This is a genomic window from Actinomycetota bacterium (assembly GCA_041658625.1).
Taxonomy (GTDB): Bacteria; Actinomycetota; JAHEXW01; order JAHEXW01; family JAHEXW01; genus JBAZZW01.
Genome location: JBAZZW010000001.1, coordinates 357946 through 372308, shown reverse-complemented (window position 1 = coordinate 372308; position 14363 = coordinate 357946). Strand labels below are relative to the sequence as shown.

Annotated in this window: 13 protein-coding genes and 1 tRNA gene; 13 read left to right on the top strand and 1 reads right to left on the bottom strand. The window is 55.6% G+C overall.

What is annotated here, in order from left to right; genetic code table 11:
* From selD to selB, 6 genes are all read left to right on the top strand, one after another.
* On the top strand, window positions 1-1050 hold the full coding sequence (gene selD, locus WC891_01740) for a selenide, water dikinase SelD (GenBank protein ID MFA5866677.1): 1050 nt from the start codon (window positions 1-3) through the stop codon (window positions 1048-1050).
* A complete protein-coding gene (gene yedF / locus WC891_01735; GenBank protein ID MFA5866676.1) occupies window positions 1025-1357 on the top strand; it encodes a sulfurtransferase-like selenium metabolism protein YedF in 333 nt (110 codons plus the stop codon). The genes selD and yedF overlap by 26 nt, the downstream gene beginning before the upstream one ends.
* A gap of 466 nt (window positions 1358-1823) precedes the next feature.
* Window positions 1824-2027, top strand: a complete 204-nt coding sequence (locus WC891_01730; protein ID MFA5866675.1) for a type II toxin-antitoxin system VapB family antitoxin — start codon at window positions 1824-1826, stop codon at window positions 2025-2027.
* Complete coding sequence (locus WC891_01725; protein ID MFA5866674.1) at window positions 2014-2424, top strand: PIN domain nuclease; 411 nt, start codon at window positions 2014-2016, stop codon at window positions 2422-2424. Before WC891_01730 ends, WC891_01725 begins: the two co-directional genes overlap by 14 nt.
* 271 nt (window positions 2425-2695) lie before the next feature.
* Window positions 2696-4102, top strand: coding sequence for an L-seryl-tRNA(Sec) selenium transferase (selA, locus tag WC891_01720; GenBank protein ID MFA5866673.1), 1407 nt, complete (start codon window positions 2696-2698; stop codon window positions 4100-4102).
* On the top strand, window positions 4099-5991 hold the full coding sequence (gene selB / locus WC891_01715) for a selenocysteine-specific translation elongation factor (GenBank protein ID MFA5866672.1): 1893 nt from the start codon (window positions 4099-4101) through the stop codon (window positions 5989-5991). The genes selA and selB overlap by 4 nt, the downstream gene beginning before the upstream one ends.
* A 142-nt stretch (window positions 5992-6133) precedes the next feature.
* Here the strand turns inward: selB and WC891_01710 are convergent.
* Window positions 6134-6232: transfer RNA gene (locus WC891_01710), tRNA-Sec, on the bottom strand.
* A 106-nt stretch (window positions 6233-6338) separates the two neighbouring features.
* On the opposite strand from WC891_01710, the gene WC891_01705 reads away from it, so the two are divergent.
* The 7 genes from WC891_01705 to WC891_01675 all read left to right on the top strand — a co-directional run bounded on the left by WC891_01705 (window position 6339) and on the right by WC891_01675 (window position 13961).
* Complete coding sequence (locus tag WC891_01705; protein ID MFA5866671.1) at window positions 6339-7520, top strand: trypsin-like peptidase domain-containing protein; 1182 nt, start codon at window positions 6339-6341, stop codon at window positions 7518-7520.
* Between the two features lie 82 nt (window positions 7521-7602).
* The gene (argS, locus tag WC891_01700; GenBank protein MFA5866670.1) at window positions 7603-9264 is read left to right on the top strand and encodes an arginine--tRNA ligase; all 1662 of its coding nucleotides are present in this window, start codon (window positions 7603-7605) and stop codon (window positions 9262-9264) included.
* A gap of 8 nt (window positions 9265-9272) precedes the next feature.
* Window positions 9273-10007 carry an efflux RND transporter periplasmic adaptor subunit gene (locus WC891_01695; GenBank protein ID MFA5866669.1) on the top strand — a complete coding sequence of 245 codons (735 nt, stop codon included), beginning with the start codon at window positions 9273-9275 and terminating at the stop codon, window positions 10005-10007.
* Window positions 10008-10106: 99 nt separating this feature from the next.
* Window positions 10107-10886: an ABC transporter ATP-binding protein gene (locus tag WC891_01690; protein MFA5866668.1), complete on the top strand. Its 780-nt coding sequence runs from the start codon at window positions 10107-10109 to the stop codon at window positions 10884-10886.
* Entirely contained in the window at window positions 10883-12022 is a 1140-nt protein-coding gene (locus tag WC891_01685; GenBank protein ID MFA5866667.1) for an ABC transporter permease, read from the top strand. The genes WC891_01690 and WC891_01685 overlap by 4 nt, the downstream gene beginning before the upstream one ends.
* Window positions 12015-13136, top strand: a complete 1122-nt coding sequence (locus WC891_01680; GenBank protein MFA5866666.1) for an ABC transporter permease — start codon at window positions 12015-12017, stop codon at window positions 13134-13136. Before WC891_01685 ends, WC891_01680 begins: the two co-directional genes overlap by 8 nt.
* 78 nt (window positions 13137-13214) lie before the next feature.
* Entirely contained in the window at window positions 13215-13961 is a 747-nt protein-coding gene (locus WC891_01675; GenBank protein ID MFA5866665.1) for an ABC transporter ATP-binding protein, read from the top strand.
* Window positions 13962-14363: the final 402 nt, after the last annotated feature.

Below are 14363 nucleotides of genomic sequence, written 5' to 3'. Positions count from 1 at the left end.
ATGGCTGACAAGATCAAATTGACCGGGTTCTCCGGTAAAGCCGGCTGAGCTTCTAAGCTAGGTCCGGCGGATCTGGAAAAAATTTTAAAAGACTTTCCCGCAACGCTCAGCGAACAATTGATCGTGGGGCTGGAAACTCGCGACGATGCGGCGGTTTACCGCTTGAACAACAAGGAAGCGATGGTCCAAACGGTGGATTTCTTCACCCCTATCGTCGACGATCCTTACCTGTTCGGCCAGATTGCGGCCGCCAACGCGATGTCAGATATCTACGCGATGGGCGGGCGTCCGTTAACGGCCATGAATATGGCCGGATTTCCCTGCGCGCTGGACTTGAAGATCTTGGCGCAAATCCTGAAAGGCGGCCGGGACAAAGTCGAAGAAGCCGGCGCGGTGATTGTCGGCGGACATACGATCGACGACCCGGAACCGAAATATGGCATGGCAGTTACCGGACTGGTCAGATACGAGGATTTAACGCCGGTGACCGGAGCCAAACCGCATGACGCCATTATTCTGACCAAACCGATCGGTTCAGGCATCCTGGCGACAGCGTTAAAGGCCGGCGGGATCACCGAGAAAGCGATGCGCGAAGCCATTGACGACATGTGCGTCCTAAACGAATCGGCGGCGGCCGCCGCCAAGAAAGTCGGCGCCAAGGCGGTTACGGACGTGACCGGTTTCGGATTGCTGGGCCATCTATACAATATGGCTATGCAAAGCGGCGTAGTCGCCGTCGTTGACGCCAGCGAGGTGCCTGTCTGGCACGGCGTTTACGAAGCGGCGAAGGCCGGATACATCGCCGGCGGGGCGGGTAAGAACCGCGCCCACCTGAAAGGTAAAATCGAATTTTCGCGGGATATCGATTCCGTGCAACAGGCGATTCTGTGCGATCCGCAGACTTCCGGCGGTTTGCTGATAGCGGTAGCCGCGGATAAAGCCACAAAACTGGTGGATTTGTTGCGGGCCGCCGGCACGCCCGCCGCGGCCGTAATCGGAGCCATTGAAGAACAGGAGGAAAGGCATGATGCTGTTATACGTTGCGTCTGAGGCCATCGGACACGGCAGTGACGAACTCGGCAAGATTCTGACGCCCGCCTACTTAAATGCTTTCTTAAAAGGAGAGAATCTCCCGGATGTAATCGCCTTCGTAAATAGCGGCGTGAAGCTCCTGACGGCGGAATCACCGGCGCTGACCGCCTTAAAAGAACTTGAGGCCAAGGGCGTTAGACTGTTGGCCTGTGGGACTTGCCTGGACTATTTCGATTTGAAAGACAAACTGGCTGTCGGCGGCCCCACCAACGCCGTCGAGATTACCGGTCTGATGATGTCGGCCGACAAAGTCATTAAGGTATAAGAACAAGTGACTCGCATGCTGCTCGCGGCCTACCATCGTTAGTGCTTTGGGGTCAGGCCCTTTCTTCTTATGCGATAGGGCCTGACCCCGTGTTTCAAGTCGCTTCGGCGAGATTACCGGTCTGATGATGTCGGCCGACAAAGTCATCAAGGTATAAGAAGGGTCGCGTTCCCGATCCACCACGCACGAGATTAGCTGGCAAAGAAAGCGGCGTGTCAGTTCCTGCGGCTGCAAAAACCGCAGCCCCAGGATGACTGTTTCTGGCAACCGAGGTCTTTACTTATGTTATGGGGTCAGGACTCTCGCATAAGAAGAAAGTCCTGACCCCATAACAACCACTCGCTACGCCTTGCCTCCGGCATTTCTATTTAAAGCTATCCCTCTCCCCGACGGGGAGAGGTTAGGGGAGTGGGTCATTACGTCAAGGTGTATTGAAAATACACATATAGATATGTATAATCTTCTTATGAGAACAAACATTGTTTTGGATAAAAACCTGGTGAACGAAGCGATGCGGTTGGGCGACGCCAAGAGCATGCGCGAGGTAATCGACCGGGCTCTGCAGGAGTATGTGGCGAGGCGCAAGCAGCGCGACCTGCTGAAACTCCGTGGCGCCGGCTGGGACGGCGACCTAAAGGAAATGAGAAAGGGCCGCGTTGGTTCTTATTGACACGTCCGCCTGGATCGATTTCCTAAACAGGACTGGGTCGAAGGCTGATGCCGCCATCCAGGCCTTCATAGCGGATGAGGAACCGATAGCAGTCTGTCCGCAAGTGATCATGGAATTCCTGCAGGGTTTCCGCAGCGACCGTAAATTTGACAAAGCGGAAAAGACGCTTCTGTCATTGTCGCGCGTTTCGCCGTCAGATCCAGACACCTACATTTACGCCGCCAAGCTGTACCGTCAATGTCGCAAGAAAGGAAAAACCGTAACATCTTCGGATTGTCTTATCGCGGCCATCGCGATCGAGAACGACTTGCCGCTTGTCCACAACGACGCCGACTTCGAAGTCATCGCCACGGTAACCGGCAAACTCAAACTCTACGACCTTAGCCAAAGCGCCTAGCACCCTGTGAAAAACCACTCCAGCGCTTTGGAGTGCTGGAGTGGTTACTGTATGAATATTCGGCGACGGTTGCTCGTGCTTCTCGATTCGCTTCGCTCACTCGAAGAATATTAATAGTTTTGTTCGAGCGAAGCCGAGAACTGTTATCAAGATCGAGTGCCATCTGCTGCGAGTCTATTTTGGAACCAGCCGCTCTATTGTTTTCCTGCTTGCTTGAATCACCTGCTTAGACTACGATAAAAGTCACTAAATCTTGTCACTAGGAGGGCTTTTGCCGACTAAACAAGAACTCTTGCGGCGGTTGCCGAAAGTGGACGAACTGCTGAAAGCATCGGCCGTCGTGAGGCTGCTAAAGAAATATCCAAGGAGCGTTGTCGTCGACGCGGTGCGCCAGGCCGTTAATAACGCTCGCGACCAGGTAAATCAAGAAGAGAAGATGGCAGAAAAGGCCGTAGAGGCCAAAGCGCTCGCTCGCGAAGCCGAGAAACTAGCCGACAAGGTGATGCGGCCGAGCTTAAGACGGGTCGTTAACGCGACCGGTGTTGTCGTTCACACCAATCTTGGCCGTTCCATTCTGCCAGAGGCGGCGATTGACGCCATCCGCGAGGTTGCCGGGGCTTACTCGAACACGGAGTTTGACGTCGAGGCGGGCAAGCGCGGCAGCCGGCACGATCACGTCGCCGGGCTATTAACCAAGCTGACCGGTGCGGAGGCCGCCATCGCGGTCAACAATAACGCCGCCGCGGTGTTGCTGGCTCTAAGCGCTTTGGCCAAAGGCAAGGAAGCGATTGTGTCCCGCGGACAACTGGTGGAGATCGGCGGCAGTTTCAGGATACCCGACGTCATGCGTCAGAGCGGCGCCAAACTGGTGGAAGTCGGAGCGACCAACAAAACCCACGCGAAGGATTACCGCGCCGCCATCACCCCGAGGACCGGTCTTATCATGAGGGCGCATCCCAGCAATTTTCAGGTAGTCGGTTTCTCGGCCGAGGTTCCTTTGGCCGAGATGGTCGGGATTGCCCGAGAGAACGGCCTGATGGTTCTGGACGATCTCGGTAGTGGCGTCATGATCGATGTGGGTAAAGCCGGTTTGCCGCCGGAGCCAACCGTCAACGAAAGCGTTGAGGCCGGCGTCGATGTCGTTACTTTCAGTGGAGACAAACTTTTAGGCGGGCCGCAGGCCGGTATCGCCGTGGGCTCCGCCAGGGCTATCAATAAGATGAAAAAGCACCCGCTGGCCCGGGCGGTTCGCATCGATAAGATGACGCTGGCCGCCTTGGAAGCGACGCTGAAACTATACTTTGACGAGGCGAAAGCCATTAAGGAAATACCGACGCTGGCCGCGCTGTTCGCCAAACCGGCTTTCCTTATGAAGCGGGCGGACAAACTGACCGCGGATATTAAGAAGGCGGCCGGCTCCGGCGTGAAAGCCGATAGCGTCAAAGACACCTCGAAAGCGGGCGGCGGCGCCTTGCCCTTGGCGGAGATGCCGACCGCGGCCGTAAGACTTAGCGTCGACGGTCTTTCGGCCAACAAACTGGAGGCGGCTTTGCGCCGGCATGAACCTCCCGTCATCGGACGCATAAAGGACGGCGCCCTTCTACTGGACCTCAGAACGATTCTGTTCAGGGACGAAAAGGATATTGTCGCGGCGGTCGTCGCGGCGGCCCGGCGATGATAATCGGTACCGCCGGTCATATCGACCACGGAAAAACCGTTCTCATAACAGCTCTGACTGGCGTCAACACAGATCGTCTAGCCGAGGAACAGAAGCGGGGCATCTCCATCGATCTCGGTTTTGCCGAGTTCAATCTACCCAGCGGCCGAACGGTCGGAGTCGTCGATGTCCCCGGCCACGAAGCTTTTATTAAGAACATGCTGGCCGGAGCCAGCGGCTTTGACCTGGCTTTGATCGTCGTCGCGGCCGACGACGGCGTCATGCCGCAGACGCGCGAGCATGTCGCCATAATCAACCTGCTTAGCGTCAAGCGGGCCGTCGTTGCCATCACCAAAGCGGATCTCGTTGACAACGAGATGATTGAACTCGTCAAGGCGGATATCAAAGACTTTCTAAAAGGTACCCCACTGCAAGACGCTCCGGTAATCGCCGTCTCGGCCGTTACGGGCGACGGTCTGCCGGACCTCATGGCCGCGCTGGACAAGGCGGCGGACGAAATAGAAGCGAGGCAGTCCGAAGGCTATTTCAGGTTGCCGGTTGACAGGGTGTTCACGCTTAGAGGGGCCGGCACCGTTATCACAGGAACGCTCTGGTCGGGCACATTACGACAAGACGATAACGCGGAGATCATGCCGGCCGGTCTGCCGGCTCGCGTGCGCAGCGTCCAGATTCACGGGAAGCTGGTTAAAGAGGCTTTTCCCGGCAACCGCGTCGCGGTTAATCTTCCGGGTATCGATAAAAGCGCGATTCACCGCGGCGAGATACTTGTTCCGGCCGGTTCCGCCAGGTCTTCATACATGTTCGACGCCGAATTCACCCTACTAGCCGACGCCTCAGCCCCGCTAAAGAACTGGACGCGAGTCAGAGTGCATCACGGCACGGCCGAAGTCATGGGCAGGGTAGTAATTCTCGACGCCGAACACGTCAAACCGGGCGGCCGGGCTTATGTCCAGTTTCGGCTAGAAAAACCTCTGGTTCCTTTGCGAGGCGACAGGTTTATCATTAGGAGCTATTCGCCGATGACGACGATCGGGGGCGGGGAGATCCTGTTCGGCCACGCGCGGCGGCGTAAGCGCTTTGACGAATACGCTGTCGCTTTACTGGATGCCGCCTATTCAGACGATCTTACGTCCGTGCTTCAGCTCCTATTAAATAAGCGGGGAGGTCCTATCGCGGCCGACGAGTTGAGCAGATTGACCGACGCGTTACCGCCTGCTATTGAAGCGGCGCTGAATACGCTGATCGACGATGGCCGCGTCGCCTTTTTCAAGGGCGACAAACCATATTACATTGCTTCAACGGCTTTGACCGAGCTGGAAAACAAGGTCGCCGAAGCCGTTAAGGCGCACCACGTCGCTCAGCCGCTGGAGGCAGGAATCGGCAAGGAGACGCTTCGGTCGCGTTTGCTTAGGCGCTTTGACACCAAAGCGGCCAATGTACTGTTGACTTCAATGGCGACCAAAGGTTCGATCAAAATGGAAGGCGACGCGGTTATGGACCCGTCGCGAACCCCCGGGGAAGGCGCGGAGCACGACAAGGTGACACAAGCAGTCGGTGATGAATTCCAAAGGGCCGGCCTCGCGCCGCCGACTAATTTCGAATTACAGGAAAACTTCCGGCTAACGGCGAAAGAGGTCAATACGGTTATTTCAGCTCTCAAGAAAATCGGTGTTCTGATACAGGTCGCCGACGGCGTCTATTTGCACGAAGCGGCTATCGTGGCGGCTGAGGCGGCGGCCCGGAAGCTGATTGAAGAGAACGGCAAAATGACCGTATCCGAATTCAAAGACAAAACCGGCACGACGCGCAAATACGCCGTGCCGCTATTGGAATATTTTGACCGACAGAAGATTACAAAACGCGACGGGGACTATAGGGTGTTGGTGTAGCCCTCCTACGCTGTGACCGGCCTCGCTAGCGCAGCGGCCAAATGAGCTACGGAGGACAACCTTCGCCAATTATTCCGACTGGCCTGCCAGCCGTAGCCCCATAGGGCGGAAGCGATAGCTGGAGCCCAGTCGCGGCGAAGGTTGGCGGGGGCGTGTGGGAATCGAACCCACCGAGGACGGTGTTTGCCGCCCCCTCACGGATTTGAAGTCCGGACAGCCCACCAGGCGCCAAGCCGCCCCCGCGTAGAGTAAGAACCATTATACAAGTTCTTCATACGCTCTTCATACACGTTGTGGATAATTAACATACGAAATGCGGATCTCGAACAGGAGGTTTTAAAGTGGAAATGAAAAACGAAAACGCCGGCACGCCGCCTCAGGGAGCAGCCACGAACCCAAGTTTCGCGAGAGTTTTTCTGCACGGATTGGGGTACGGAGCGACCGCGCTGGTCGGTCTGTTGGTCGGCGGGCTTCTAATGTTGCTGGCCGTTTCGGCGGTGACAAGCATTTCTCCGGCCACCTTGCTGCGCGGTAGCTTTGGCGGCAAAGGGACCGATCAAGTGACCATCAACGCGAAATCAACATCGTCGGATCAAATCGTCGCTGTCGTTAAGAAACTTAGCCCGTCGGTCGTAAGCATCAGAACCACCAGCGTTTTGAACGATAAGTTTCACAGCAATCTGGAGGGCGAAGCGCAGGGTTCCGGCGTGGTTTTCCGCGCGGACGGCTACATCCTGACCAACAACCATGTTGTCGAAGGCGCCAAGAACATTTCCGTAACTATCGGGAAAGAAGAGCTGACGGGAACGCTGGTCGGCGGTGACGCCGAAACAGATATAGCGGTCATCAAGGTGGATAAGAAAGGCCTGCAAGCCGCGGAGCTGGGTTCGGCTAAATCATTGAAAGTCGGCGAGCTGGCCGTGGCTATCGGCAGTCCGTTCGGCTTCCAACATACAGTAACGACCGGTGTCATCAGCGGTCTAAACAGAACATTTCAGACCGATACCACAGCCGGCCAGGGTCAGACCTACTCTAACCTCATCCAAACCGACGCCGCTATAAATCCGGGAAATTCCGGCGGGGCGCTGGCTGACGGCCGCGGCCGCGTGGTCGGCATAAATGCCGTGATCTACTCGCAAAGCGGCGGATCGGAAGGCGTCGGCTTCGCGATAACGATCGATACCGCCAAGTCCGTGGCCAACCAAATCATCAATAAGGGCGCCGTAACGCATCCTTACATCGGTATTGTCGGCCAGACAGTTGACAAAGATTTGGCGGCAACGCTCAGTCTTCCGGTGACTGCCGGCGCGATTATCCAAGAGGTCGTCACGGGCGGCCCGGCAGCGGAAGCCGGTCTGCAGAAGAACGACGTCATCGTCAAATTCAACGGAGAGACAATCCAGTCGATGGAAGACTTGATTGCGGCTATCAGGGCTAAGAGTGTCGGGGACAAGGCAACGATAACCTATTACCGCGATAAGGATCAGAAAGAAGCGACCCTGACGTTGGCTGACAAACCGAAGACTTAGTCTCCAAAACCCGATAATTGCCACAAAGAGGCCCCTCAGATAGTATGTTTACAGGCAAACTATCGAAAGGGGCCTCTTTTTTATGCGGGAACTGGTCACACGCTTAACGCAAGCGGCGGTCGGGAAATACGTCAGCGAAGGCAAGATTCAAGCTGGGGACGTCGTTGGCATCGACGTCGAGCGGCCTCGCGCCAAGTCATTTGGCGACTGGTCGACGAACGCGGCCATGGTTCTGGCCAAGCAGGCGAAGCGCAATCCGATGGAAATAGCGGAAGCGTTGACCGAATACCTGTCAACGGAAACGGCTGTTTTTAAATCCGTAGAAGCTGTTAGACCCGGTTTCATCAATTTCCGGTTCTCGGATAAATACCTTAACGACAGCCTGGCTGACATCGCCAAATTGGGTGATTCCTTCGGGACCTGCGACGTCGGCCGGGGCGAGAAAGTTCAAATCGAGTTTGTCAGCGCCAACCCGACCGGGCCGCTCCATGTCGGGCACGGCCGATGGGCGGCCGTCGGAGATGCTCTGGCTAACGTCATGAGCGCGGCCGGGTACGATATCCAGCGCGAGTTCTACGTCAACGATTTCGGAAACCAGATGGATGTTTTCGGCGTCTCCGTTGCGGCCCGTTATGCCCAGCTTCTCGGGATAGACGAGGCGGTTCCGGAAGAGGGCTACCACGGCGCTTACGTCACGGAAATCGCCCAGGAAATCATAGACAGCGAAGGCGAGAAGTATCTGGCGCATCCCGCGGAAAAGCGGCACGATATCTTCCGGCGCCACGCCGAAGAGCAGGTCATCGAACATATTAAACGGGTTCTGTCCACATTCAATGTTGTCTTCGATGTGTGGTTTTCAGAACGTTCTCTTCATAAGGCGGGCGCGATTGATAAGACGGTCGCTCGGCTAAAGAAACTAGGCCGCGCCTATGATAAAGACGGCGCTATCTGGGTTCGCACGACTGAGTTCGGCGACGACAAGGACCGAGTCGTCATCAAGGAAAACGGGCAGCCAACTTACTTCGCAGCGGATATCGCCTACCATATCGATAAATTTGCCCGCGGTTTTGACCGGGTCATAAATATATGGGGTGCCGATCACCACGGTTATGTCGCCCGGATGAAGGCGGCCGTGGCCGCTCTCGGATACGAACCCGACCGCCTGGAAGTGATTATCGGGCAACTGGTCAACTTGTACCGTAACGGCGAACCGGTGCGGATGTCCAAGAGGACCGGGGAGATGGTCACGTTCGAGGAACTTGTGCAAGAGGTCGGACCGGATGTAGCCCGATATCTTTTCCTGACCAGAAGCACCGATAGCGCGCTCGATTTTGACATTGAGCTGGCCAAGAAACAATCGCAGGACAACCCCGTCTATTACGTCCAGTACGCGCACGCGCGGATCTGCAGCATTCTACGATATGCATGCGACCAGGGCGCGGAATCGCTCGGCCAAAACGAAGTTCCGGTCATGTTGACCGAGGAAGCGGAGCTGGATTTGATCAAACAACTGTTGAGCCTCAGGGAAACAGTCGAGGACGCGGCCATACTCCGCGCGCCTTACAGGCTGACCAAATACGCCGAAGAAACCGCGGCGGCGTTCCATTACTTCTACACCAAGTGCCGTGTTGTCGGCGACGACAAGGCGCTTACCAAAGCCAGGCTTAACCTGGTAGAGTGTACCCGTATCGTACTTCAAAACGCGCTGGCTCTTATCGGCGTCAGCGCGCCGGAGAGTATGTAGGAGGAGACATGAAACAGAGGATTATCCCGGTCGTTATCATTCTGGTGGTTTTACTGGCCCTTGGCGGGTACTGGTGGTACGCGCAGGCGACGGCGCCCGATCCAAATCAACTTCAGCTGTCCGGCAACATCGAAGCCATTCAAATCAAGGTGGCGGCGCAAACAGGCGGTCAGGTAAAGGAGCTTAAAACAGGCGAAGGCAAGGATGTTAAGAGGGGCGCGACTCTGGTCGTCCTGGACGATTCCCTCCTGCAACTTCAGCTTGACCAGGCAAAAGCGGCTTATAACGCGGCCGCGCTTTCCGGCAACGCGGCGCAAGCCAATTTAACCCAACAGAATGTGAACCTGGCCGAACAGAACCTTAAACGGGCGACCGTAACAGCTCCCTCTAAAGGCACCGTTCTGGATCTGCCTTATAACGTCGGCGAATTGGTTAATGCGGGCAGCGTCGTGGCCACGGTAGCGGATCTGGCTAAAGTCACTTTGGTTGTTTATGTCCCAGAGGATAAGATCGGCCGGATTTCGTTGGATCAGGAGGTTGACGTCGCCACCGACAGTTTTCCCAATAGGACGTTCACCGGAAAAATCACTAAGATATCAGACCAGGCCGAGTTTACCCCGGCCAATATACAGACCAAAGAACAACGCGTTAACCTGGTATTTGCCGTAACGATTTCCTTAAGCAACAGTGATCATAAACTTAAGCCCGGGATGCCCGCGGACGCGACCATAACCTTAAAGTGAACCGAAAGTGTCATCCTGGGCTCCGAATGATCGTTCGGAGCCCAGGAACTGAGACGAAGCTTTCTTTCCAGGATAAATCGTGTTTGGTGGATCAAGAACATGTCTAACCTTGCAATTCAGACTAATGGATTAACAAAGATATTCGACGGGCTTACGGCCGTCGGCTCCGTCTCTCTCGAGGTTAACAAGGGGGAGATCTACGGATTACTGGGGCCTGACGGCGCCGGCAAGACAACCACGGTGCGGTTGCTGACGACGATTCTCTTGGCTTCGGCCGGTGTAGCGACGGTGGCCGGTTTCGATACGAGCCGGGAGGCGGACCAAGTCCGCCGGCGTATCGGTTACGTCGCCCAGAACTTCAACCTCTATCCCGACCTGACCGTTTCCGAAAACATGGATTTTTTCGCCCGGATCTTCAGCGATTCAAAGAAATTCTTGACGGAGCGGAAAAAGGAATTGCTGCATTTCAGCCGGTTAACTGATTTCATGGACCGGAGGGCGGGCCAGTTATCGGGCGGGATGCAGAAAAAGCTGGCTGTCTCCTGCGCCTTGATCCACGACCCGGAAATCTTGTTCCTCGACGAACCGACGTCGGGCGTCGACCCGCTGTCCCGGCTTGAATTATGGGAGATCCTGCTGGGTCTGCATGACAAAGGGGTTACACTGTTCGCTACGACAACCTATATGGACGAGGCCGAACATTTCTCGCGCGTATCCTTCATGGAGGAAGGGCGCATTATTCTGACCGACAGTCCGTCCGCCATTAAAGAGCGGTTTTCCACGCCTGAGAAACCGGCCTCCCTGGAAGACGCCTGGCTTATGCTGGCTGACGAGGGAGAGAAAAGACCCAAGCGGGGCAGAAGGAGCCGCCAGCCATGAGGCGCATTTGGGCGATAACCTGGAAAGAATTTCTGCATATCATCAGGGATCCGCGGACGATCATCTCGACGCTGGTGGTTCCCCCGATGCTGGTTATACTATTCGGATACGCGCTGACCTTCGATGTAAAGCACATCCCGCTGGCTGTAGACGACATGGATAAGACAGCCGCCAGCCGGGAACTCATTAAATCTTTTACCTCGTCCGGGTATTTTGACTATTACGGGTCGGTTAACGGTTTTGATTCGGCCAACGAGGGGTTCCTGAAAGGCGATTACAAAGCGCACATTATCATTCCGCGAGGCTTTTCTCATAATCTGTCGGCCGGCCGGAGGGCCGCAATCGAAATGTCGGTCGACGGGTCGAATCCCGTGATTGCCAACTCCGCCTACAGATACGCTTTGATTATCTCCCAACGGTTTACCATGACTGTCATGCGGAAGACGGCGCCGCCCGCGGTTTTCGCCGCCGCCTCCAAGCCGGCCCTTCAGGTTAAGCCGCAGATTCTATACAATCCCGACCTGAAGAGCATAAATTTTATTGTGCCCGGACTGATTGCTCTTATTCTGATGATGATCCCGGCTATCATTACGTCTGTCGCCATCGTCCGGGAAAAAGAAACCAATACCATCGAACAGCTGGTAGTCTCGCCGGTGCGCCCGTACGAATTGATGCTCGGCAAGGTCAGCCCCTATCTGATCATCTCAGGGCTGGACGCCCTTTTGATAACGCTGGTCGGCATCCTCTGGTTCAAGGTCCCGTTCAACGGCAGCGCGTTGCTCCTGGCCGCCATGGTCATACTGTATATGATCACGACGGTGGGCATCGGCCTGCTGATTTCCACAGTCGCCGAGACGCAAATGACAGCCCAGGTAGGGGCGTTCCTGGGCACGATGTTGCCGGCCTTTATGCTGAGCGGTTTTGTCTTTCCCATCGAGAGCATGCCGGTAGTCATCCAGTATGTTTCGTTGTTTGTTCCGGCCAGATATTTCCTGGTCGCTTTGCGCGCCATATTTCTGAAAGGCGTCGGGATCGCGGCGTTCTGGCAGCAGGCCCTGATCTTGTTCGTCTTCGGAGTTATTGTCTTGACTATCGCGACTCTGCGGTTTAGAAAGACGATGTTTAGATATGAATAAGGGCCGCCTTTTTTACGTGATTAAGAAAGAGTTCATACAGATCAGGCGGGACCGCCGCTTGCTGCCGCTGTTAATCGTTATGCCGTTGGTCCAACTCATCTTGTTCGGCTATGTTTTCTCGACAGACGTGAAAAACATTTCAACGGCTATAGTTGACCGGAGCCTGTCAGTGGAAAGCCGCGCGCTGGTTTCTTCTTTAAGGAGCGCCGGCTATTTTACGGTAACCGGCCGCCCCGAAGGACGCTCGGACCTCGCGGATATGATGGAAAACGGTAAGATCCGCGTCGGCATCGTAATTCCCGAGGACTTTGCCCGTAAAATCGCGCGGGGGGAGACGGCCAGTGTGGAAGCGATCGTTGACGGATCCGACCCCAATACCGGGGGCACGGCCGTCTCGTATCTGACACGCGTCGTCGCGGCCCAGGGCGCAAAGCTTTCGACCAGGTCTTTCGGCGGCAGGACACCCGCGAATCCGCTGGATATGCGGCTCCGAGTTCTTTATAATCCTGACCTCAAAAGCGTTAATTACATGATTCCGGGCTTAATCGGCATGCTCCTGATGTTGATTACGACTTTGCTGGCGGCCGCGGCCATCGTCCGCGAGCGGGAGCGGGGCACGATGGAGCACCTTATTGTCATGCCTATCCGCCGGTGGGAACTTATTTTAGGTAAGCTCTTACCGTTCGTCGTTTTCGGCTTCTTCGACGTTATACTGGTGACAACGGTAGGCTTGCTGTGGTTCAGGGTGCCCTTCCGGGGCGATATCCTGCTGCTCATGGTGATGTCGCTGATCTTTATCGCGACCTCGCTGGGCGTCGGCTTATTCGTTTCGACGACGTCCCGCACCCAGCAACAGGCCATGATGACGGCCTATTTCATCGCTCTGCCGACGATGATTCTATCGGGCTTGATGTTTCCGATTGAGAATATGCCCAAGTTCATCCAGGCGCTGACCTATCTGGTGCCTCTGAGATATTTCCTGATCATCGTCAGGAGCATCTTTCTAAAAGGTTCCGGCTTCATGGACCTTTGGCAGAATATCCTGCTCTTGTCAGCGTACGGCGCTGTTGTTTTCGCGCTAAGCATCTGGCGATTCCAAAAGAAGCTGACATAGCCGAGAGCGAAGGGCTGAGAGCAGAGAGCCGAGAGGCAGGTAAAAAATATTCTTCGAGCGAGCGGAGCGAGTCGAGAAGTGGATAAAGCAGTAATTGTTGACAATCTGACAAAGAAATTTGGGGATTTTGTCGCGGTCAATGGTATTTCTTTCGATATCGAGGCAGGCGAGATCTTTGGTTTTGTCGGCCCGAACGGCAGCGGCAAATCGACAACCATTAGGATGTTGTGTGGAATCCTGGACCCGACATCTGGGTCCGCGACGGTTCTCGGCCGCGACATCGCGACGGAAGCAGAAGCTGTCAAGGAGTCCATCGGCTATATGTCTCAGCACTTCGGCCTGTATGGCGACTTGACCGTTTTTGAGAACGTCGAGTTTTACGCAGGCATCTATCAGGTGCCGGAGGGGAAGCGGGCGGTAAGGATCCGGCAAGGCATCAAAGACGCCGGCTTGAAAGGCCGCGAGAAGGAGCTGGCCGACAATTTGGCTGCCGGTTTCAGACAGCGCTTGGCGCTGGCCTGCGCGTCCATCCACAATCCGGAACTGATTTTTCTGGACGAGCCGACGGCCGGCGTCGACCCGAAGGTTCGCCGCCACTTCTGGGAGATGCTTTACGAGATGGCAGAACAGGGCCGGACAAGCCTGGTGACTACGCATTACATGGAAGAAGCCGAACGCTGCACCAAACTCGGATTCATCTTTAACGGGGAAATCATCGCCCTGGGCACGCCGGCCGAAGTCAAAGCCGGTGCCGTGACCCTCGAAGAAGCCTTCCTCAACCTCACCCGCGAACGCCTAAAACCAGACGAAGCTCATAAAACGTAGCCTTCAACCCTGTGGAAAACCACTCCAGCGCTCCAAAGCGCTGGAGTGCCTCTGAACAGAGCAGCATCACAAAGTAGACTCAAATACCCAGGTAAAAAGACTGTGGCGCTACGACTTTTAAGGAACAGGCATGACGTAACGTTAGACTTAGGCAGAAGGGATAGCTTTTGAATAGAAAGATCGAGCATGCGGACGAATCACAACCGAGCGGAGAGCATGGTTCGCTCGACGAATCGACCTGAAACACGGGGTCAGGCCCTATCGCATAAGAAAAACACGGGGTCAGGAAAAACACGGGGTCAGGCCCTATCGCATAAGAAGAAAGGGCCTGACCCCAAAGCACTAACGATGGTGGGCCGCGAGTAGCATGCGAGTCTATTGTCCTAGCCTTTAACCTGTACA

What these genes read in the sequence shown, in the direction of transcription:
- argS (MFA5866670.1), top strand. Translation starts at nt 7,603, where the DNA reads ATGCGGGAACTGGTCACACGCTTAACGCAAGCGGCGGTCGGGAAATAC.
- WC891_01705 (MFA5866671.1), top strand. Translation starts at nt 6,339, where the DNA reads ATGAAAAACGAAAACGCCGGCACGCCGCCTCAGGGAGCAGCCACGAAC.
- WC891_01730 (MFA5866675.1), top strand. Translation starts at nt 1,824, where the DNA reads ATGAGAACAAACATTGTTTTGGATAAAAACCTGGTGAACGAAGCGATG.
- WC891_01680 (MFA5866666.1), top strand. Translation starts at nt 12,015, where the DNA reads ATGAATAAGGGCCGCCTTTTTTACGTGATTAAGAAAGAGTTCATACAG.
- selB (MFA5866672.1), top strand. Translation starts at nt 4,099, where the DNA reads ATGATAATCGGTACCGCCGGTCATATCGACCACGGAAAAACCGTTCTC.
- WC891_01695 (MFA5866669.1), top strand. Translation starts at nt 9,273, where the DNA reads ATGAAACAGAGGATTATCCCGGTCGTTATCATTCTGGTGGTTTTACTG.
- WC891_01690 (MFA5866668.1), top strand. Translation starts at nt 10,107, where the DNA reads ATGTCTAACCTTGCAATTCAGACTAATGGATTAACAAAGATATTCGAC.
- WC891_01685 (MFA5866667.1), top strand. Translation starts at nt 10,883, where the DNA reads ATGAGGCGCATTTGGGCGATAACCTGGAAAGAATTTCTGCATATCATC.
- yedF (MFA5866676.1), top strand. Translation starts at nt 1,025, where the DNA reads ATGATGCTGTTATACGTTGCGTCTGAGGCCATCGGACACGGCAGTGAC.